Origin of the sequence: Escherichia sp. KS167_9B, assembly GCF_030295215.1 — a bacterium.
Classification (GTDB): domain Bacteria; phylum Pseudomonadota; class Gammaproteobacteria; order Enterobacterales; family Enterobacteriaceae; genus Escherichia; species Escherichia coli_F.
In genome coordinates, this window is record NZ_AP025754.1 from 1,903,318 (window position 1) to 1,924,888 (window position 21,571).

The 21,571-nt window shown below is 43.6% G+C and carries 15 protein-coding genes and 4 pseudogenes; 6 read left to right on the top strand and 13 right to left on the bottom strand.

Annotation, left to right across the window (positions count from 1 at the left end; translation table 11 throughout):
* Positions 1–14: 14 nt before the first annotated feature.
* Positions 15–1,700 carry an ABC transporter ATP-binding protein/permease gene (locus QUE34_RS09545; RefSeq protein WP_103253613.1) on the bottom strand — a complete coding sequence of 562 codons (1,686 nt, stop codon included), beginning with the start codon at positions 1,698–1,700 and terminating at the stop codon, positions 15–17.
* A 202-nt stretch (positions 1,701–1,902) separates the two neighbouring features.
* Between QUE34_RS09545 and QUE34_RS09550 the strand changes: the two genes are divergently transcribed.
* Positions 1,903–2,025, top strand: coding sequence for a hypothetical protein (locus QUE34_RS09550; protein WP_123059887.1), 123 nt, complete (start codon positions 1,903–1,905; stop codon positions 2,023–2,025).
* On the opposite strand, the gene QUE34_RS09555 is transcribed toward QUE34_RS09550, so the two are convergent.
* The 11 genes from QUE34_RS09555 to fimA form a co-directional block, all read right to left on the bottom strand.
* Entirely contained in the window at positions 1,988–3,148 is a 1,161-nt protein-coding gene (locus QUE34_RS09555) for an anaerobic sulfatase maturase (protein ID WP_032303030.1), read from the bottom strand. The genes QUE34_RS09550 and QUE34_RS09555 overlap by 38 nt on opposite strands.
* A gap of 51 nt (positions 3,149–3,199) precedes the next feature.
* Positions 3,200–4,882: a sulfatase-like hydrolase/transferase gene (locus QUE34_RS09560; RefSeq protein ID WP_103253612.1), complete on the bottom strand. Its 1,683-nt coding sequence runs from the start codon at positions 4,880–4,882 to the stop codon at positions 3,200–3,202.
* Between the two features lie 400 nt (positions 4,883–5,282).
* The gene (gene ydeO, locus QUE34_RS09565; RefSeq protein ID WP_032303032.1) at positions 5,283–6,044 is read right to left on the bottom strand and encodes an acid stress response transcriptional regulator YdeO; all 762 of its coding nucleotides are present in this window, start codon (positions 6,042–6,044) and stop codon (positions 5,283–5,285) included.
* 74 nt (positions 6,045–6,118) lie between these two features.
* On the bottom strand, positions 6,119–6,316 hold the full coding sequence (gene safA / locus QUE34_RS09570) for a two-component system connector SafA (protein ID WP_032303033.1): 198 nt from the start codon (positions 6,314–6,316) through the stop codon (positions 6,119–6,121).
* 247 nt (positions 6,317–6,563) lie between these two features.
* Positions 6,564–8,843, bottom strand: a complete 2,280-nt coding sequence (gene ydeP, locus QUE34_RS09575) for an acid resistance putative oxidoreductase YdeP (protein ID WP_032303034.1) — start codon at positions 8,841–8,843, stop codon at positions 6,564–6,566.
* A 348-nt stretch (positions 8,844–9,191) separates the two neighbouring features.
* Positions 9,192–10,106 (bottom strand): fimbrial protein, encoded by a 915-nt coding sequence (locus tag QUE34_RS09580; RefSeq protein ID WP_000516693.1) that lies wholly within the window; start codon positions 10,104–10,106, stop codon positions 9,192–9,194.
* 58 nt (positions 10,107–10,164) lie between these two features.
* Entirely contained in the window at positions 10,165–10,668 is a 504-nt protein-coding gene (fimG, locus tag QUE34_RS09585; protein ID WP_032184240.1) for a type 1 fimbrial minor subunit FimG, read from the bottom strand.
* Between the two features lie 12 nt (positions 10,669–10,680).
* Positions 10,681–11,211 (bottom strand): type 1 fimbrial adaptor subunit FimF, encoded by a 531-nt coding sequence (gene fimF / locus QUE34_RS09590; protein ID WP_103253609.1) that lies wholly within the window; start codon positions 11,209–11,211, stop codon positions 10,681–10,683.
* A gap of 13 nt (positions 11,212–11,224) precedes the next feature.
* Complete coding sequence (locus QUE34_RS09595; RefSeq protein WP_032303037.1) at positions 11,225–13,876, bottom strand: fimbria/pilus outer membrane usher protein; 2,652 nt, start codon at positions 13,874–13,876, stop codon at positions 11,225–11,227.
* A gap of 43 nt (positions 13,877–13,919) precedes the next feature.
* Positions 13,920–14,630: a fimbria/pilus periplasmic chaperone gene (locus QUE34_RS09600; protein ID WP_032303038.1), complete on the bottom strand. Its 711-nt coding sequence runs from the start codon at positions 14,628–14,630 to the stop codon at positions 13,920–13,922.
* A 360-nt stretch (positions 14,631–14,990) separates the two neighbouring features.
* Positions 14,991–15,554, bottom strand: coding sequence for a type 1 fimbrial major subunit FimA (fimA, locus tag QUE34_RS09605; RefSeq protein ID WP_024218640.1), 564 nt, complete (start codon positions 15,552–15,554; stop codon positions 14,991–14,993).
* Between the two features lie 455 nt (positions 15,555–16,009).
* On the opposite strand from fimA, the pseudogene QUE34_RS09610 reads away from it, so the two are divergent.
* The 3 pseudogenes from QUE34_RS09610 to QUE34_RS09620 form a co-directional block, all read left to right on the top strand.
* A pseudogene (locus tag QUE34_RS09610) lies at positions 16,010–16,167 on the top strand (alpha/beta hydrolase); the annotation flags it as partial.
* Positions 16,168–16,256: 89 nt separating this feature from the next.
* Positions 16,257–16,403, top strand: a pseudogene (locus QUE34_RS09615) (IS481 family transposase); the annotation flags it as partial.
* A gap of 85 nt (positions 16,404–16,488) precedes the next feature.
* A pseudogene (locus QUE34_RS09620) lies at positions 16,489–16,626 on the top strand (helix-turn-helix domain-containing protein); the annotation flags it as partial.
* Positions 16,627–16,798: 172 nt separating this feature from the next.
* Here the strand turns inward: QUE34_RS09620 and QUE34_RS09625 are convergent.
* Positions 16,799–18,646, bottom strand: a complete 1,848-nt coding sequence (locus QUE34_RS09625; protein WP_241957489.1) for an ankyrin repeat domain-containing protein — start codon at positions 18,644–18,646, stop codon at positions 16,799–16,801.
* Positions 18,647–18,957: 311 nt separating this feature from the next.
* Here QUE34_RS09625 and QUE34_RS09630 point away from each other — a divergent pair.
* Positions 18,958–19,104: pseudogene (locus QUE34_RS09630) on the top strand (helix-turn-helix domain-containing protein); the annotation flags it as partial.
* A 243-nt stretch (positions 19,105–19,347) separates the two neighbouring features.
* Positions 19,348–20,865, top strand: a complete 1,518-nt coding sequence (locus QUE34_RS09635; RefSeq protein WP_286338956.1) for an NEL-type E3 ubiquitin ligase domain-containing protein — start codon at positions 19,348–19,350, stop codon at positions 20,863–20,865.
* Positions 20,866–21,571: the final 706 nt, after the last annotated feature.

A 21,571-nucleotide genomic window follows, 5' to 3' on the forward strand; every position in this document is an offset into this window, starting at 1 on the left:
GGCTTTTATTGTTTTTATAAAACCGCGCTAATGTCACAAATATCATCGGCCAGGTTCCAGACACCGGGTTGATGTGTAACCATAATGACGCCGCTTGTGGGTAGTTTTTCACGCACTAAACGCAGTAAGCGGATAGCCTCTTGTTCCTCAAGATGAGAGGTAGTTTCGTCAAGAAATATCCATTTCGGACGTCGTAAAATTAATCGTGCCAGGGCGATACGTTGTTTTTCGCCGCTGGAAAGAATATCTCCCCAGCGATCGTGGTCATGAATACGCGCAGCCAATTTCCCCAGACCAACCTGATGCAGTACTTCGCTCAACGATTTATCGTCTACGGGCAGAGGAAGTGCTTTACAAATAATCTCTTTCAGTAAGCCGCTTTTGATTAACGGTGTTTGTGACACATACCAACTGTCAGCAGGAGACGAAATATCACCTTTAAACCACGGCCAGCAGTGGGATAATGTTTTAAGCAGTGTGGTTTTTCCCGCACCAGAGTAACCTTTCAGTAATAGCCATTTGCCTGGCGAAACATGAAAGTTCAGGTTCTCTAATATGATCTTATTATCAGGAGTACGAATACTCGCGTCAGCCACTTGTACCGCATGTTGGCAATTTTTAGGCTTATTCGTAGGGCGCTGTTCGGTGAGTTGATGGAACTCATACAAGCGATCGATAACCGCAGCCAGTTCAGCAAGTTCATCATATTTATAAATAAACCAGCTTAAATTGTTCGATACCAGCATAAATGCCTGGCGTGATTTCATCAGTCCGCCCAGATTGATCTGTCCGCTAATAAACTGCGGCAATAACAGAAAGTAGGGAAGAACGCTAAGCGAGCGCGAATAAATATTCTGCCAGTAATCAAGCCACCGCTGACGATTCATTAAACGATGCCAGTTCTCTTTAATGGTATGAAAATTTTCGCTCAACTCCTGGCGTTGTAGAGACTCAGCATTGCTTAGCGCAATCAGTTCTGCCTGCTTATTATGCTGTACAAGATTAGTTCGAAATGTCGCTTCGCTACGTTGTTTTTCCACATTAAGCGGACGAATACGTTTACCAACCTTATGGGTAAATAAAGTTCCACCGATCACAATGAGCACGACGGTATAGACCATATACCCCGGGATACTCCATTCAGTTCCACCAACAGTGAATGAGAGCGTACCCGCGCTTTGCCAAAGAATAACGGTAAAGGTGATCAGCATGCTAAGTGACTGGATGAAGCCAAATGAAAGGCTGAGCGTTTTGCTGATCAGTAAGAGAATGTCTTCAGCGATACGTTGGTCAGGGTTATCTGTATTTTTATGCTCGCCGTAGATCTGCGTGAAATAGTAGTTTTTATCTGCAAACCAGCGATTAAGGTAGTAATCTGTTAACCATTCGCGCCAGCGAATAGTCAGTAGTTTAATTAACCATGTTTTGTTTACGGATATTAATACAAAGATCCCCAGCAGGGCAGGGAACCAAAGGACAAGCTGCCAAAGCTTATCAGTTTCTTTCTGGCTTAGCGCATTGAAAAAATCATTATTCCAGTCGTTTAACCAGACCTGAATTTTAACCACGCCAAGGATCATGGCGAGGATAATAATGATTAACAACACTGAAGTTTTATTATTCTTACGCAGCCAAAAGGGCTTCAGCAGACAGAGATACTTTGCTATCAACATACAAAACGTAATGGGAATGGTTATCATTAGCGAAAATTGATTGTGCCATCCAATGATTATCTATGGCAATGATATACTGATGAAATTTATTTAAGTATCATTTAACAATATGAAATATAAAGAAATATTTCATTTTCAGTGGTTATGGTTACGCTATTGATAATCAAGAGTATTGCTAATGCCCTGACGCATACCTCGTAAGCCAGGATTTTCGCACGGGAAGATGATGATGACGAAACACCCGACAGGAAGTTATGTCGGGTGCCTTGTTAAGTTCATAAGAAGGAGGCTAAGACTGAAGCTAATAGAGTGCGTTATTTATTATTCTCCATTTGTTTTGCAACATCCATAATGTGGTAAAGTGGAACTCTGTTCTTAGCTAACTCCACCATGGCGTTCATATAAGGCACCATGGTTGAAAAAAGGATTTTATAACCTTCGCAAAAATAGGAAACAGTTTCATTGTTTACTTTAGTAATACGATGTTTAGGGCAACCACCATTGCAGATAGGTTTATATGCACATTGCTGACATTTCGCTGAAATCCGTTTTTTTTGCGCTGTCAGTTGAACACTATTCATCGTTTTGAGTTCAGATTTATTAATGTTTCCAATTTTGTACTGTGGATAGACAAAATGGTCGCATTCGTAAATGTCTCCATTACTTTCAACAACCAGATTATCCTTGCAGGACTCCTGGAAAATACAGCTGGTATGCCCATTCCCCAAAAAACGGCTGACAAAGCTTTCAAACTGACGGATGAAAATTTCACCCACATCGTTTTTAACCCATTGCATAAAAATGGTTGACATAAACTTGCCATAAGCCGTAGGAGGCACAGAAAAATCAATGATACGGAATGTGTTCTCACTATGACCACTGAAATCAATATTCGGCGTCCCGGTTTCGAGCAATTCGATAAATTGCATATGTTTACTGCCGATAGATTTTAAAAAATGATAAACCTCAAGAGGGTAATGGACATTAACGTTATTAATGACGGTTAACGTATTAAACTCTACTTGATATGATTTCAGACGCTCGATGGCTGCTATCACTTTTGCAAAAGTACCGTTACCTGAATTACTGCGTCTGTAATAGTCATGTAGCTCCTGGGGTCCATCGATCGAGATACCAACCAGAAACTCATGTTCTTTGAGAAAGGCACACCATTCATTATTCAATAAAATGCCATTCGTTTGTAATGCATTAAAAATACGTTTTTGGCCTGCATAGCGTTGTTGATAGTGAATAACTTTACGGAAAAAATCCAGGCCAGCCAGAGTGGGTTCACCGCCTTGCCAGGTAAAATAGACCTGATTGCCAGACGCTGCGATATATTGTTTGATGAACTCTTTCAGAGTGCTGTCATCCATCCATTTTTCATGAGTAAACTGCGACTCTTTTTCAAGGTAAAAACAGTAATCACATTTGAGATTACATTGAAAACTGGAGGGCTTGGCTGTAACGTGCATCGCTATCTCGCTCAATAAGGCGGCGGAAAAATCCGCCGCATGAAGGTTTAGTTATTTCGCTTCGCTTAGTGCTTTCTTGATATTGTTAAACTTCGCCTGATTTACCTCGCTAAGCGGTGGCTGGCTGTTGTCGATAAACTCTCTTACCACACCTTGCATCTCTTTAACGACCTGCGGATTGGCAGCGGCAAGGTTATCTTTTTGCTGTAGATCTGTCAGTTTGTATAGACCTAACTGATTGTTTTCTACTGTATAGACTAGCGAATAATCGTTATTTCTCACCGTATAAGAGAATTGGCTTAAATCTTCGGTGTTGGGGTTATGCGGGTAATCGTCTGACTGATGGCGGACAAATTTGTGGTAATTATCCCAGAAGGGAATATTTTCCTCATCAAACCAGTGAGAATAAGATGTTATCCATGTCAGATTTTTATGTGGCTCACCTTGTTTCTTATCTTGCAACCAGGGCAGCAATGAAACACCATCCAATTTTAACTCTTTTGGAATGCTGATATCGGCTGCATCAAGAGCTGTCGGGTAGAAATCCATTGCGGAAATCAGCTTGTCATAATTACCGGGCTGAAGTTTTCCTTTCCACCACATAAACATTGGTGTATGGGTACCGCCAGGATAAGTCTGGCTCTTATAGCCTTTTTGCGCTCCGTTCAGCGGCAGAGGACCATCGATAACTGCACCATTATCGGAGGTAAATAGAATAATTGTATTGTCATACTGTCCGTTTTTCTTTAGTTGTTCGAGAATGCGTTTTACACCCTGATCAACAGAATAAACGGAAGCGTAGTAGTTATCTGCTGTTTGACTACCGGTATTAAATTGCTTCTGATATTGCTCCGGTGCAGGATTATCATTTGGCAGATGCGGAGCATTATAAGCAAGGTAAAGCATAAAAGGCTGGTCAAGTGTTTTAGCACGATCAACAACACCAATTGCCTCATCGGTTAACTGATCGCTGATATAACCTTTTGCGGGGACGCGTTCACGGTTTTTGAACAGTGAAGGGGAGTTGTAATATGCCGTTCCTGCAGCGTGGAATCCCATAAAGTAATCAAAGCCACGGTTTTGAGGTTGCCATTCTTCCGCAGAAAATGTGGTGAAGTTGTCATGATAGTCACGCGTTTGTTTATCTTCCGGTACTGGCACATTACTGATTTTTGACAAGTGCCATTTACCTACTGCTGCAGTGTAATAACCATGATTCTGGAATAATTCAGGCAAGAAAGTTTCTGTCAGCGGAATACCATCCTGAGCATCAGTATTGGAGTACACACCAAAACGAGCGGGCGCTCGACCGGTCATTATTGCGGCGCGGGAGGGACCGGAAACCCCGTGCGCCACATAGCCGTTAGTAAAACGTACACCTTCATCCATTAACGAAAGCAGTGTTGGCGTCGATTTTGATGCAGCTTCAATGGCTTTATCTATCCCTATTTTGTAGGTATCGACAACTTCACGATTTTCCATTGTTTTTGGGTCAAAAGAACCCTTATCAAAAGGAAGTTGTCCATAACCCAGATCATCCATGGTCAGTACGATGATATTTGGCTTTCCTTTAGTGCTGTATTCAGTCGGCGTAAAGTCTGAGAAAGCAACGTTTGTTTTAGTTGCTTTCAGCTTTACATCATCTGCCGCATGAGCGGTAAATGCAGCCATACCAGATGCCAGTATCAAAGATATCGAGGTACTTACGACACTTTTCTTCAATGCAGACTTCATAAATGTTCCTCTTCTTATTGTACTTAATTCCAAAGTAATTTTACGAAGAGAAATAAGATGATGTAAGTGAAGTGAGTCACATAAAGAGATAGCAGATTTGGCTAAAAAAAGAGAAATAATAGTCCATAACGCGTTGACATTGCTTTCTGTTGAGCTAGGTAAATTCACAATGCCAAATAACTAAATGATTGAAATTAAATGGTATTATGTGTTTTTTTGGTAATTCATTGCATTGAGATCATAAATAAATATGAAACAGATTATTCAGATGCATAAATTTGTGATGTATATCACTAATTCTCATCATGAAATACAATTCGTAACGACAGATTGGGGCAGGTAATAGCTGCCCCTTTAATTCTTACTTAGCGTTTGTAGTTGACTATACGTGAGCGAATAATCAATTAGCCAAAGCATTCATCGTGTTGCCCGTGTTCATATTCGTGTGCCTTTGACAACGGTACTCCTTTGAAACTCTCTTTGGACTGTTGCCGAAATGTTTGCGGAAAGCATAAATAAAATAAGATGTACTGGCATAACCACATTTTTCGGCAATTTTATTGACTGAACCTTCTACGCGTATCAAATTTTTTGCGTGTTGCATTCTGGCATCTAAAAGAATTTGTGAGAATGTCGTTTGCTCTTGCTTTAGTTTTTTCTTCAGCAGGCTTTCACTAATATACAGGCAATCACAAATATCTTTTAGTTTCCATGGGTGTGCCAGCTTCATATTGACAATGTTTCTCACTTTCCCTGATACGGATAGCACACCGTTAGTTAATAGTGTAATGAAACCTTTGCATGCGGCAAAAATAGACAGGCAAGAAAAAAGCAAAAGTTCTGAAAAATTATGATGATTGCGTTCTTCCGAGTTGAGATAAGCAATCATTTCATTAAGCAATCCAGTCGGTACATTTGAAGCACGTAAAAACTTCGCAGGAACAGGCACCGTCACTGTCTGGATGTTAGTGCATTGTAGATATTTTTTAATGGTATTTTCATTAAATCCGATTTCTTTAAAATGCCGCTCATAAGGTTCAAAATGCGTACGAACAGCGTTATCTACCATCAAGATCTCGCCGTCAGAGAAGGCGTAATCTTTATCTAAAATGTTAGCGTTGAAGGCATGATGAATAAATATAACAGAACAAACGAGCGACATTTTATCTCCTTAAAACAATAAAGTTTTTATCGATACTTTTTTAACATTTCATATTTATAATTTGCTGTTTATTTTCAGTCTTGCAAACTATTGATAATGAAATGTGTAAGATCTCTTGCAATGCGACCCATTTCTGTAATACCCAGCTGATCAATTGCCGAAAAAATGGCTATCAACGTAAGTGTCAGTAATAAGACAACCACAATTACAGACATGATTTCTTTATAGTTGTCTCTTTGCGTGATTTTGTTTTTCACTGTGGTCGCATGCATTTCAAATATGTTTATTTAGCGGATAACGTTAAAAATCGTTAATCAGTATGCTTAATATAACAGGCTGGAAAAAAGAGGAAATAGGACTGGTGCTTCAGTACTGAGCGGAGTTTCTTACAGCTGTAGGCGGAGGTATAAATCTTATAGCGAGCAGTTTAATTTAGCACATGTGAGTAAATTGCGCGACAATGGTCAATGAGGAATTCTTCTGCTGTGCGGATGACAGCAGAAGAAATGAGGAGGCGAATTAATTTGATGGTTCTAATTCAACCGGAATACTTTTATAGCCAGGAATGCCACTTAATGGATCGTGGTTATCAAGTGTTAGCATGTGATTCGATTCTGGAAAATAGGTCACCAGTGAGCGGTCAGCCATGGGGTAAATGACCACTTTTAATCTATCCATGCGGCGTGAGCTGCGCTTACCGTCTGGCGTAAGCGCAATAAGATTAACTCTTTCGCCGTTTTTTACACCGCAAACTTTAGCTTGTTTAGCACTCATGAAGACCACATCTCGTTGACCGAATACCCCTCGATAGCGGTCATCCATACCATAAATCGTCGTATTGTACTGATCGTGACTGCGCACTGTCGCCATGACCAGCTTACTGTTAAACGCCGAAGAGGGATCTTCTAACAACCCTTTACTGGTAATAAAATTAGCCTTACCTGACGGCGTCAGCCAGCGCCTTTCAGCAGCTGCGTTTATCAGGTGAAAACCACCAGGATGGCGGATGCGCTGGTTATAGTCGGCGAACTCTGGCAGCACAGCTTCAATGTCATTGCGAATGCGATCATAATCTTCCACCAGATGCTCCCAGGCCACCACGCTCTGAGGGAGCGCTGCCTGCGCGATTCCCGCGACCACAGCACACTCTGATTTCAGCATGACACCTGCGGGTTTTAACACGCCACGCGAGGCATGAATCATTGACATTGAATCCTCAACGGTTACCGCCTGCGCACCGCTTTTTTGCATGTCAATCTCGCTACGTCCCAGAACCGGCAGGATATAGCTATGCCGTGCGGTCAGCAGATGGGAGCGGTTAAGCTTTGTGGCAACGTGTACCGCCAGATCTAATTGCGTTAACGGTACAGCGCTCGCTTCCCGATCTGGCATTGCCAGTGCAAAGTTGCCCCCCATGCAGATCAATGCTCGAGCTTGCCCCGTACATATTGCTTGCATGCTGGCGATTGCAGCATGTCCAGGTGCATGAGGTGGGGTGAAGCCATAGCGCTCACCCAGGCGAGCCAGAAACTCTGCAGACGGTTTCTCGGTGATACCGACGGTTCGGTCGCCCTGTACATTAGAGTGACCACGTAGTGGGCAGATACCCGCACCAGGCTTGCCAATGTTACCTTTCATCAACAGCAGATTGATCAGTTGCTGTACGTTCTGTGTACCATGTTCGTGCTGAGTGATCCCCATTCCGTAACAGATAATGGTTCGTTCGGCAGCGGCATATGCATCAGCAAGTTCGGCGATTTGTGTCTGACTTAGTCCAGAAATACGTTCGATATCTTTCCACTCGGAATTGAGAACGTCACGGCGTAGCTCGTCAAAGCCGACGGTATGCGTTTGAATGAATTCGTCATCCAGCAATGAGGGCCGACCCGCAGCACTTGCAGCATCATCGCGCTCAATTAACAGGCGCATCATCCCCTTTAGCAACGCCATATCGCCACCAATGCGCACATTATAGTAAGCACTAGCCAATTGAGTCTCGGAGTTCGTCAGCATTTCAAACGGGTTCTGTGGTGCGGTAAATCGCTCCAGGCCACGCTCCTGCAGAGGATTGATGGCAATCATTTTCGCTCCACGTTTCACTAAAGCGCGCAACGAAGTCAGCATGCGAGGGTGGTTTGTACCAGGGTTATGCCCAATGCAAATGACTAAATCGCATTTCTCAAAGTCTTCCAGTAACACGGTCCCTTTACCCACGCCGATACTCGCAGCCAAACCTACGCTGGTCGGTTCATGGCACATGTTTGAGCAGTCGGGAAAGTTATTGGTACCGTATTCACGGGCAAAAAGCTGATAAAGAAAGGCAGCTTCATTGGAAGTGCGACCCGAAGTATAGAATTCAACCTGATTTGGATCACTATAACTTTGAAGACGTGCGCCAATTTCGTCGAAAGCTTGTTGCCAGCTTAATGGCTGGTAACAGTCGCTGACGGCATCATATTTCAAAGGTTGAGTGAGACGCCCCGCAGCCTCGAGTTCGTGATCTCCCCAGGTAAGTAATGATTGAACCGTATTCTCAGCGAAAAAAGAGGCATTCACCTGCTTATCGGTGACTTCCCAGGCGATTGCTTTTGCGCCGTTTTCACAAATGTCGAATGACGCGCTGTGCTTAGGATCTGGCCATGCACATCCTGGACAGTCAAAGCCTTCTGGCTTATTCATGTCAAACATGGCAATCACTTCCTGGCGTATATCCATCTGCTTACGGACTGCATTCGCTACAGATTTGACAGCCCCCCAACCACCGGCAGCTCCCTGGTAGGATTCAATTTTTTTCTTCATCAGCTTATCCTGTGTGGAAATGAATTATTAGGATTTGTAATAGCGATGATGCGCAGTATATATAATGGGTTTATCGGCCATTTGGATATATGAGAGTAGGGGGCTACTCTCATTCTATTTTTAACTCATTATCGTCACATAACAGAATAGTATAAATGCGATAAGTTAAGCATCATCTCTCATAGTCTTTAAGTTAACATACTTTTCAATATATAAAATAAGACTCTGACTTCAATTGTGCGCGGATTTTCTTACAGGTGTAGGATAATTTCTTTCAGGAAAGAATTATCCGCGTAATTTTAGTGAATGGAAAGCACAACCTAAAGTATAACAGGGTCAACATCACAATTATTCATAGATAAATGTAACGCCAATGACTGACTGTACTGCTCCAGCTGCGACCTTGCTTCCGGTCTGTCCATAAGTTGCACTTAAGCCCAGGGGTACTTTGCTTTTATTTACAGTTCCCAGGGAGACATTTTCTCCCGTAGCCAGTATTTTTCCATTACGCATCAGGGAGACACCGACTCCTGATGCTTTTGTTGCGTCAGGTGCTGTATTAGCAAACACTTGTCGGGCACTGTCAGTGGTAGCGCCCGAAAGATAAAATGAGAGCTTTTGCTCACTTGAGCAATATACGCCCAGGGGTATTTCTGCGCTTCCAGGAAAGTCCGGGAGACTCACTGTGACATTACGACTATCAACGGTACAGCCGCCCGTTGGCATAACAACACTGTTATTTGAAATAATATTCCATGTAAAGTTACGCGGATTTCCACTTCCTAACGTTGCAATTTTATACATATGAATGCGAGCAATAACTTCTCCCGCGTTTATGACAACGCCACCGGCCGCCCCGACAGGGGTAATATAGAGTTTTAACGGTAAGGGCATCGGTGTCTTATCACCAATATCCAGCACGTTGGTATTTGTCGTCAACGGAAAGGGGTAGGTCACATTATTCCAGTACAGCGATCCTTTATATGACTGTAGGGAGCCTGCGAAAGCTGAGCCTTGTACTAAGTTAATATGATCTGTGTCGTACCAGCCGCCGTAATCATTCCAGCAACTTATATGCTGAGACAAATCTACAACCAGATTCTGACCTGGTTGAATGACAGGATCGAGATTAACATACACAGAAGTTGTACCTGCGCCAATACTTGACCCACCATCAACATTACAACTGAAGGCGAAGACTTTACCTGCCATCAAAAGAAAATAAATACTGAACAGGACATTTATACTAATTTTTTTTCCCATGATAAATCCTTAGGTTAAAAATTGATTTAAAAAAGAGGCTTATAAAATCGAATCGATGTTATTGCCAGGTATAGATCACATTGATTAGCGCCTCGATCGTTCCCTGGCTTGCGTTTCCATTCACCGTGATAGCTCTTGCCTTAAGTGGAAACTGTGCATTACGTGTGATCTCATCAACAATAACCGTTTTGCTATCGCCACTTTTTAACGTCGCCTCCTGATCATCCCTCAGCTCTATTTGAATATTTTCTGCACTACCTTCATTTTTGTAATAACCCGTATTGTCAGTTGAACCTGTTACGATTGCCGTCACTGCACTTGTTTCAATCGGACAATCGGTTAATGATAAAGTAATATTGTGCCAGCCAGATGCAGAACCAGGTTGTTGCAGATTGCGTGTATAAAGATCCCCGAGATTAACGCTAGCCTCTTTGGTTTGAATAGTGCAGGGTTTAGCAACTACCCGACCATTAACAGTGATAGTGACATCAGCGGCCTGAAGCGTTGCTGAAAATAGCGCACAGAGCGTAGCCAACAGAAGTCTTTGGAAAGTTCTATTCATATCTGACTCTGATTATTGAAATTCAAGGGTAAATGTTGCCGAAGCGCTAACCAGTCCTGGATTGACGGACTTTTGTGTTGACTTCAAACGGGCCGAGTAAGGCAAAATATTATCCTGATCAGGAGTCAGAGGGATCCACTGCATTCCGGTATGAAGGTCATTTATTTTTACTGGGCGCATATTTCCGTCCAGAATTTCAATACCCAAACCGGAAGCAGAATTGCTTCCTTCATCCAGTTTCAGCAGAGTATTATTTTCTAAATCCTCTATCCCGCTAAATGCAACCCGAACCCCCGTAGTCCCTTTGCTACATTCACTTAACGTAATCTGGAAAGGAACGGTTGGACTTGTGCTTCCAGTCGTTGGGAATTGCCTGGCACTGTGTTTTTGTAGGTCTACGGTAAAATTAAGCGAATCAGATGAAACTGTGCAGCCATAATCCAGGACGCGCCCGCTAATTTTAATAACGCTATCTGCAGATAAAGCAGAATAGGTGGTTAACCCCAGACATAAACTGAGGAAAATAATGCTATTGTGTTTCATAATCTAGTGTTCCTTAGCGACAGACTGCTGTTTGCTGACTCAGTAAGTTCCCAGGAGAGACTTCAGGAAGCTTGTAATTAACAATACATTTAGCGTTTGCATTGTTGCCCCATGAAACCTGTAATTTTCCTGATTGTGGAAGTCCTGTCAGATAGACCTGACCATTTTCAGCAACAATGCTGCCATTGTTATTGTCACCGTGAGTCACAATTGCACCGAATGGAACTGGTTTATTGCCGTATTTCAGAGTCATTAATACTTTACCGCCGATTTGTGCATTAAATGTTGCTCTGGCAATAGCACCATGAGTAGGGATGACCGTAACCACGGTTTCATCCAGTTCAACATTATCGGCAAGGGAATTAGCGTTAAGAGCGACACGATTTTCTCTATATTCTGTCGCAAATGGTAATATTGCATAGCCACGCCAGTCTGTATGTATTCCTGTCTGGTTCTCTATTTTAACATTCTCCGCGCCAGGAGCCTTAACCAGAACCATAGTGTCACCCATCGGCTGTCCAAAGGTGACACCATCAGCATGAGCAATAATTCCACCACTCATTCCGTAGTAAAACTGGTTGCTATCTCCATTACGACTGTAACCGACATTAGTATTACCGTAAGCCCCTCGATAATTAAGAGAACTGTAACCACTGGTGCCAGATGATGCATTACCTCCGCGGGTATTACCGACCTGAACACTATAATTCAGGTTATTATCCGGCAGCAGTGTGCCATAAACCCCAGATAGATTGGTCATACCGCCTTTCAAATCGTTTGACATGCTATAACTAGCGTTTGAATTACGAAATGCCGACTGACTGTCTGTACGCATCCAATGACTGAAGGGAACATTAAGTGTAAAAGCGAGTAAATGATCCCGATCGTTTTGCCATATATTACTGGAATAGCTGTAATTCAGCGAAGTCGTAATATCGCCAAACGGTACATTTAACCCGAATGATATTTGCTGATCGCTGCGTGACGTGTTCCAGTAACTTTGGCGACTGGCACTGAAAAAGGTCGTACCGTAATTTCCAAGCTGCTGAGAAATACTTATTTGTTCCTGACCACGCTTACTATAGTACAGATTAAAATAATCAATAAATTGTATCTGTTCATTGGTGTCTCCGGTCGGAGGCTTGACGGTGTAACCACTCATTCGACTGTATGCACTGTCAGATAAGTTATAAAATCCTTGCGTAGAATATCGATATCCTGCGACCTGGATATTCGTTCCCGTCTGATAGAAAGATTTACTGTAAACAGATTTTACCGATTGTCCGCTGTGACGAGTATCATCCGCAAGTGTCGTATTGGCTTGCGTGATATCGACAGAAAAGGCACCTAAAAGGCCAAGATCTTTACCAATACCCACGTTGAAAGCTTGATAATCTTCTGCAATTTGCATCCCGCCATAAGGTGTCCAGTTTCCCTCCAGACCATGCATTACGCTGCCCTGAATGAATTTTGGGGAGCTTTGCAGGTTATTTCCACTACGATATTCTCCCAAGGCAAGTGCATAACGCGTATAACCAACACGTTGGAGAACCGGGACAGATGAATAAGGGACATATAAAGTCTGAATACTGCCGTCTGCCTCTTTTATCGTAACTTGCAGATCACCGCCATTAGCCGCAGAGTTAATATCATCAATAGTAAACGGGCCGGGAGGGACCGTAGTCTGATAAACATCGTATCCGTTCTGTTTAACACTGACTTGGGCTGTGCCACGGGCTATACCATGAATCACCGGAGCAAAACCATGTTGGCTATCGGGCAACATCGCTTCCGTTGAGTTTATTTTAAGGCCACGAAAGTTCACACTTTCAAAAATATCGCCATCGGTATAACTATCACCCACCGTTAACCGTGAGCGTAAGGGAATAATGTCACGTTCAGCAGACGTATTGATATGTTGCCATTTATTGCTGTCAGATGGGTTGTTACTCCCACTGTTATAACTCCACGTTGAGTTATCACGTAGTCGCCAGCTGCCAATGTTTATGCCACTCTGCAAATTCAGATATGCATAGTTGGTTTTGCTGGCGTTATGGTTACTACGATTGTTGATAGAATTACCATTAAAACTATAGTTCAGTAGGCCTGCGTTTATTCCTTCTTCCCACAGGTCAGGAGAGACATAACCACGGGCCATTCTACCGACATAAATCTGTGGAACGGAGAGCGACAGATGTTGCTGACCAACATCAAAATCAGTAGATGCGTCGGCCAAACGATCCTGAAGTGGTGTACATGCGTTGTTATCCGGCACATTTTTTCCTGCCAAATGGCCCTTATTGGCTAATAACGCTGATTTTTTTATGCCAAGACTGACAAGAAGGTCTGTACTCAGACATGGGGTGAGATCTGCGTTATTATCATCTGCAACAAAAGTAACATCCCGAGTGGTCATAAATTCGTCGTTCAAATAAATATCGACCCGATATGTACCAGGTGGTGCCTCGCGTCCCTTAGCAAAGGCAGATAAATCAACAGACTCAGCAAGATCATTGCTTAAAAACCGTGGATTAAAATAATACTCTGCTTCTACGGGAAAAATCGCTGTAGCTAAGCCAAGGGCAAAGGTAAGCCGTGCAAAGCGAGGCAGTAGTAACACATGATGCATACGATATGCCTTAAATGCGGCACGAAAGGCTGTCATTATTAGTTCCGATTGAGTTTATGCTTATTAATTAGGTCAGTTGTTACTGCATGGTTGCCTTAATACGCGGTGTTAATGCACCGTAATCATTGATCGTCTGAAAGCTGATATCCCCGGATGCACCGTGAGGGAAATCCACAGAAATCTCACCTTTTGGAGGCACCATGGTGTTTGGGAGATCGCTATTTCCTGCTTTCATATTCGTTACGGTAATGAAGTAGGGGGTCGGATTAATAAGTGTCAGTTTGCTACCACTGCGGCGGAAACGAAGCATTTCCGGAGCTTGGTCAGGTGCCATTGCCAAATTCGTTGGGCGATAGAACATTTTTATGCGGCTAATAATTGCCAGCTGTAATGTATTTGCATTTTTCTGATCTTTTTCCATAGCAGGAATAGCTTTGACATTTACCCAAAACAGGCTTTCCCGGTCGCTCGGTAACTGATGATTAGTGGCGTTGATAATCCGCAGCGTATTCTCTTTTTTGCCTTGCATCGAAAAAAGCGGTGGGGTAATGACAAACTGGGTATCTTTTTGGTCACCCGCATTTTCTATCCATGACTGAATAAGATAGACACTGGCAGGATCATTATTCGTGACAGGCAATAGAACCTGTTTCTGATTTGCTGGAAAGATTACACGAGTTGCACCTAGAGCTACCGCTGCATTGGCAATGGTACTATGGCAAAGAAAGATCAATGAAAGTAATACTGTCGCCATAAAAGAAACAGAGTAGGGCGTACGAGTCGTCTGCATCTGATGTGTTCTCCATGTGTTGATAGGCTAAGCGGGGGAAACCGTCACATCAGAAAATGGTAAATATTGCTAATGCTATGGCGGATGGCCGGGTTTCCAGACTTAATGCGCTGGTAATAAAATTTGGTTCTCTATTGAAATAAAAATTGTCTTCAAAGTGATTTTTAAAATCACAGTAAATTTAACTGTCTTGTTTATTAATCGTTTAGATACTCTATGATTTTTTCATATCGTTCCAAAATATAAGTCATTCCTTAGTAATAATGAGATAAATATTGATGAATTTTTTCGGGTGTGAGTAGCCATGCCACACACACCCTGTTTTAATTTCAGATGACGTATAGCCACCTGAATACTGAATTATAGGTATTGGACTTTGAAGGTCGCATCTGCATTTGCAGTACCGGCCACTGACTGCCCGAGGGCAATATAACGAGCCTGGAATGGCAGTATATTCGTGCCATCAATCAAGTCAGTTTTAGCGCTAAAAGTTGCCCCATCCAGTATTAATACCTCCCCCGTACGGTCCAAAATTTGGATACCGACATTCTGGGCAGAGCCTGCTGCTGAACTCTGAAGCGCCAACGTATCGTCATTACTGGTGACAGTAGTCCCAAGGAATGCAACAGCCGCATTACTGGAAACATTGGTATCACAATCATTCAGCTTGATATTGAAGCCTACAGCGCTACTGAGGTCACCCGCTTTAGCCAGGCGAGAAGAACGGACCTGACCCAGCTCAACCGTTTGGTTCATTGATTCTGAGTCAATCGCACAAGCGGCATTTACCACTTCACCTTTAAAATGAATAACACCGCCATTTACGGTGGTCGCAACTGACTCATCACCTTCGGCTGCGTTAACCGCAGCCGAAGACATCGCCAACACAGAAACGACAATCATTCCGACATGTTTGAGTTTCATAATTCTCCAAAGTTTATATTTAAGCAGCTGAATAAAGAAATATAACAATTCAGTCATTCGGTTATTGTTTATAAAAAAGAATCATTCTTGATTAGCCTGTCACCCTGAAAATATAATTTCCTGAGTTATTACATCTGATGAAGAACGATAATATCTTTAAATCACAAGGACGCTCAGTCACAACAAGCTTATAACTGCACTTGTTGTAGAGAGTATTTTCAAAGACTTTTTTATATCGCCAAATAACATGACGATTTCATTATGCATGATGTTTATAAACAACGTCTAAACAGAATATGATTGCGAATATGGAAAACGTCAGGAAAGGTCAAGAGTTATTAATGTTTTATATGGCCAAATAACATTAGGAATGCTTGATGTTTTTTGTTGTCATTATTTCTTGATGGATTATTATTTGGCAATCTATCATCCACGCACCAATCTTATTGTGAAGTATCAGGTTACCCGGTATTTGCGGCTGGGGAGGTATGGTTTTGAACGACGCCGCAATGGATGCCCGCGTGAAAGCGATGGCTACGACATGAGCCGGGCGCTGGGCCATGGCGTAGGTGAGGGCAAAGACCGTTATTTCACCGCCGACCTTCGTTCTGTTTACAGTCAGCAGGAAAGTCGTTGCCGCAGGCGATTGTGTGAATCGTCAGTTCGTGGCAGAACATCCTGACCAGCTGTGGGTGGCTGATAACTCCGATGGCGCTCTACTTTGAACTTGCTAAGAAAACGCCATACTCTGATGCCGTTCACGCAAACTATCAGCCCAATGAGGAGCATATACAGGAACAGAATAACCAGCTTGAACTTGAGCTGAGAAAATTGAAACGATGTCTATGAATCACACAATTTATTATCGAATACGGTGACCGCCTGAGCGGCCACCTTTAATCGTGGGCAGTTACACAGAATTATTTACAGGGTCCGTCACTACGGCATTTCTCCTGCCACTAGCTACAAGTGGCTTAAACGTTGGACCGATGAAGGTTTATCCGGTCTTCAGGACCAGATACGTACTCTTCAGCCTTCCCCGAACCGTTCGTCCTACGACCTCATTGCGCTTTTTCTTCCGCTTTCCATGCTTTAGCCATGCAGGGGGCCACGGGATGTGCAGGGCCTTACCCCACAACAGTGAGCCCCGGCACTTTTACATTATCCCGCATCTCTTCGCCGAGGGGAGTAAGCCCGTCTGGAGTCAGGTAGGGTTTGACAGTGTCCACATTAATGTTTAGGTTCTAACAGTACTCCTCTAAACTCCCGGCCGCCCGCCGTACACTCAGATCACTCCATTGCCGGAGTTGTCCGTAGGTGAGGCTGGTTTCAGACTGCCTTGCTATTTCGTCTGTTTTTGGTTTTCCAGTTTCTGTCAATACAATATGGCTGACAATATTTAATTCCCTCAGCAAATCAACAGGAATATCTGACTTATTATTCATCAGTATGTTATCGAACAGCATTTTGTACATGCTTATCAGTTTGTCCTTATTCCCTCTGTCCATACCTTTGGTCCAACCCGAGATGTCTTCGTCGATTTTTGCAAACAGAAACTTTTGTATATCCGCGCCGGTAATGTCAAACTTATCATTCAGCATGGGGAGCGCGTCCAGTATGGTCTTCAGTATTTCCACATGTCCGTGCGCTATGGCTAAAGATATCCCTGTCCAGCCGTTGCCGTTTTTTGAAGCCAGTATATCATTGAGGACATAGTCTTTGGTAATATTAAACTCCCCCTTCATCGAGCAGAGACGGTCCAGCATGGCCTTCACTATTTCCACATGACCATAAGACATAGCATGCGCCATCCCCGTCATGCCATTCGCATTTCTTACAGCCAGGAAACCCAGAATATCCTCTTTGGTAAATATCTCCTCCGGTAGCGCGCAGAGATTATCCAGCATGAACTTCAGCATATTTACCTTCCCATTTGACATGACCTTAAATAAACCCGAGGGGTTTTGGGAAGTTTTATCGTTGAATGAAGACAGTATATTAAAGACATCCTCTTTGCTGAGTTGTAATTTCTCGGCATGGTCGGGGAGTAACAGTTGCATAGCGGTTACTATGTTTTCTTTCCCATTAAGCATGGCTTTGCTCAAAGCGCGATCATCACCCCTACGTGGATTGATTAAATCCCGCATCTCATCGTTGGTAATTCCAAACCTCTCGACCACGTTGGGAAGCATTTCCAACATCGTTATCAGTATTATATCATGTCCTTCCGTCATGGCAATTTCCAACCCTTCAATCGAATTAGATCTCGGATCAGAGTTTTTTGCTTTCAGTAACCTCAGTACATCATTTTTGTTAATGTCATAATTATCGGGCAGTTTGGCGAGCAAGCCCAGTATTGTATACAGCATGTCATAGCGTCCGTTCTTCATGGCCATATACAAACCCGGGGTACCCCCTTCGCTTGACGCCTCCAGTAATTTTAGCATCTTACTGGAGGTGAGTCCGCCTTTACCGGTAAGTTCGGACAGGTGAAGGCTTTCAATCAAATCTGTATCCCCGTCCCGCATAGCCCTGAACAAAATGCTCTCACCCCTGTTGTCGCAAGCCATCAGCTCTTCTAAAATGTCATACCTGTAAAGCTTGTTCGCAACCAGATCATAGGACGTTTGGTAATTTCTCGGACAATATTTTTCTATGAGGTTTTGTTTAACGTTTGTAAACTCTTTTTCTGTACAACATATTGATTCGTTCCCCCCGGCACAACTGATGGACAACTGTTTCGCTTCCGGGTCAAAGTTTATTTCTACATCAACCTCGCCACTCTCATCCCGGATGACATATCTGTACTTCTCTTCCTGAATGGCGCTTTTAAAAATCAATTTAAGATATTCCATGCCTTCCCGCATATTCTCATTGTTCGGAATTTTTTCGCTTCCTAACAAATGAGCAATAGCATATAATAACTTTTTGACCCAACTGGAAAATCCTCCGGAACTTGTATCAAGTATGGCTTTGATACCCGCCAGTGGTATCATGTTTCCATTATCGCACAGGTCTTTTGTAGTATTTGTAGTATTTGTAGTAGAAGATCTGAGTATTATAGTGTGGACATCACCATTAACGGACATCATAATAATCACCTTTTAATTTATCGAACCCATTACTGACATTAACAGAAATCTGAATATTATCCCGGATAATGCCGGGATAAAGATTCACCTGATACTATTTTAAAACCGGAGAAAAACTATCAAATATCGCTCATTTTAAATGATTTCTTTTATGCTTTTGTCATTCAGAAGTTACCCCACCTGGGGCACCTGCCTCACGATATTCTAATTCGAGTTGCAACTGACTTGAACGAGAAATTTACGGGGTCACATGATGATACGATTCATTCCATTCTTCGTTCTAAGCATTCGAGGCAAATGAAGATGAATCAGTGTCTGAAAAAAATCCGATACCAGAGCGACTTAAGGAAGCGAGATGCAGGGCGGGATTATCACAGCGCTCTCTGGGTCTCCTTGTTGGCTTTGACCCTGCATCGGCTAGCAGTCGTATGAATCATTATGAGACAGGACGCCATGTTAAGCCGCCATTGACGATGCATCTTGGTTCATGAAGTAAGTTAACAGTCAATATGATTTAACTTATGTTGAGTATAAATGTGCCGTTGCTAGCGATTGTAGCTGGTGAACTGCAAAACCACCGGAAACGCACCAGATAAATTTTAACCACATGAATACCTGGCAAAATGCGCGAATTTTGATAGCCGGTTCACGGGAATATGGACAGAATCCGGCTTTTCATCAACACATTTTTGTGAGGTATCATGCTCCAGCCTACTTCTTTATCCGGCGCATCCGGTTTATATGTTAAACCCAATGAAAATGAATATTGGGCACCCGATAAATCCAGCCAGACAGCAAACCGTCTTCATATCGGCTATGTATTAACCGATTTATTAAACAATTCATTAAACGATATCGCAGCCAGCAAGACCAGCAAGAACAGCAAGAACAGCAAGACCAGCAAGATAGAAAACTGGGATGATTTATCCTCATCAGATTATACAACCATATTACACAACGCATCCGAAGAAACTTTCATCCACATGGTTTGTCGTTCCCTCCTTCACGATCAATGTTTGACCAAAAGTGAGCAGCTGACAAATATGTTCCTGAGCTTCGAGTCCACAGACAATCCCAATATTTACACCATCCCGGCCAAAAAGGAAGACCCGCCGATAGGGCTCTTACTGAACCTGTCCGTCGTCGATGAGCCCATCATGACAATGTACATACCAGGTATGCCAAAAGTAGCGTTGTCTGTAACTCTGACTGGCGATAAACCACACTGTAAACTGCTCCGGAAGTATATCGATAAAGTCCCGGACTGGGTGGCCCAGATAACGGCATGGCGTGCCTGGGCCAAGGTAAATGCTCCCGGGGAAAACAGGGCAGAAGCTCTTAGTAGGGTGAAGGCATATATATACAATAGAGCATGCAATAGAGCTTCGGCACTGGAACTAGAACTGGCAAATCTGATGCTGACCAGCCTGCCGGAGCTGCCCGCCGGGCTGGAGAAGCTTGATGTGAGTGGAAACCAGCTGTGCAGCCTGCCGGTCCTGCCCACCGGGCTGAAGAAGCTTGATGTGAGTAGAAACCGGCTGTGCAGCCTGCCTGTCCTGCCCGCCGGGCTGAAGCACCTTAATGTGGGTGGAAACAATCTCTTCATGTCCACCGGGCTGGAGCTGCCCACCGGGCTGGAGGAGCTTGATGTGAGAAGAAACTGGCTGGACAGCCTGCCGGTCCTGCCCGACGGGTTGAAGCATCTTTATGTGTGTAAAAACCATCTGTGCAGCCTGCCGGTGCTGCCCGCCAGTCTGGAGAAGCTTGATGTGAGTAGAAACCGGCTGTGCAGCCTGCCGGTGCTGCCCGCCGGGTTGGTGATGCTTGATGTGAGTAATAATCAGCTGTCCGGCCTGCCGGCGCTGCCCGCCGGGCTGGTGACGCTTGATGTGCGTTTTAACCTCATGAGCAGCCTGCCGGAGCTGCCCGGCTATATGAGGACGCTTAATGTGAGTAATAACCAGCTGATCCATCTGCCGGTGCTGCCCGTCAGGCTGAAGGTGCTTGATGTGAGTCATAACCAGCTGACCAGCCTGCCGGACCGCCTGCCCAGCGGACTGGAGATGCTTAATGTGTGTTGGAACAAACTGACCAGCAAGCCCAGCCTGCCGCCCAGCCGGCCGAACGCTTGGTACTTTGGCTGTACGATTAATTATGAACCCCAGAGGCCTCGCTCCGGGGAAAACCCGTCTGTTGAGGTATCGGGCTATACGCCCTGAAGCAGTACAGAGAACAACCAGAACCGTTTGATTTTCCGGGGGGCACCGACTACATCGGCGAATTGCGCAATGGTAAAGCGGCAGTCATGAGGAAAACCATGCGAAGTCGACGCATTGCGCAACTGAAGGCTATAAAACAGGCGCACCGTAAAAACAGTTTGACCAGTACACCCGGATTAACCGGTGCGCAACAATTTCACCTCATATTCTGGTGGAGACAGATGTAGTGCGTGTGGTGTTATATCAATAATTGAAGGAAATCCACCCGCTGTCAGATATGTCAGTAAAACAGGGTATATATCATTGATTGAGCAATTCAGGAGCGTTACTTTTATCCGTATCAGTGCACTGTCTACACGTTTGTGGCTATTCGTTGTTTAATTTGTTGCGTTGAAGTGTTAAAGGTTGCATCTGGGACTGACTGAGATTATATTTTTCAGGTCTAGCATACAGTGGTACGCGCTGCTAACACTCCTATTAGTGAGGCTTATCAGTGCATGAAGGGAGAGGGCGGGGTCGGCTTTGCCCTCTCTTTTTAATGACTGTATTAAACTTCAAATCCTTTTTAAAATTCATTGCCTTATTGTAATATTTTTATTACCAATCCTAATCAGTGTTTTTATTTTTTCATTTATCTTAATATGTGTTTTATCTTGCTCAAGAGAAAGTTTCCGGAATTCATTTTCTCTGCTCGGCACGGCAATTA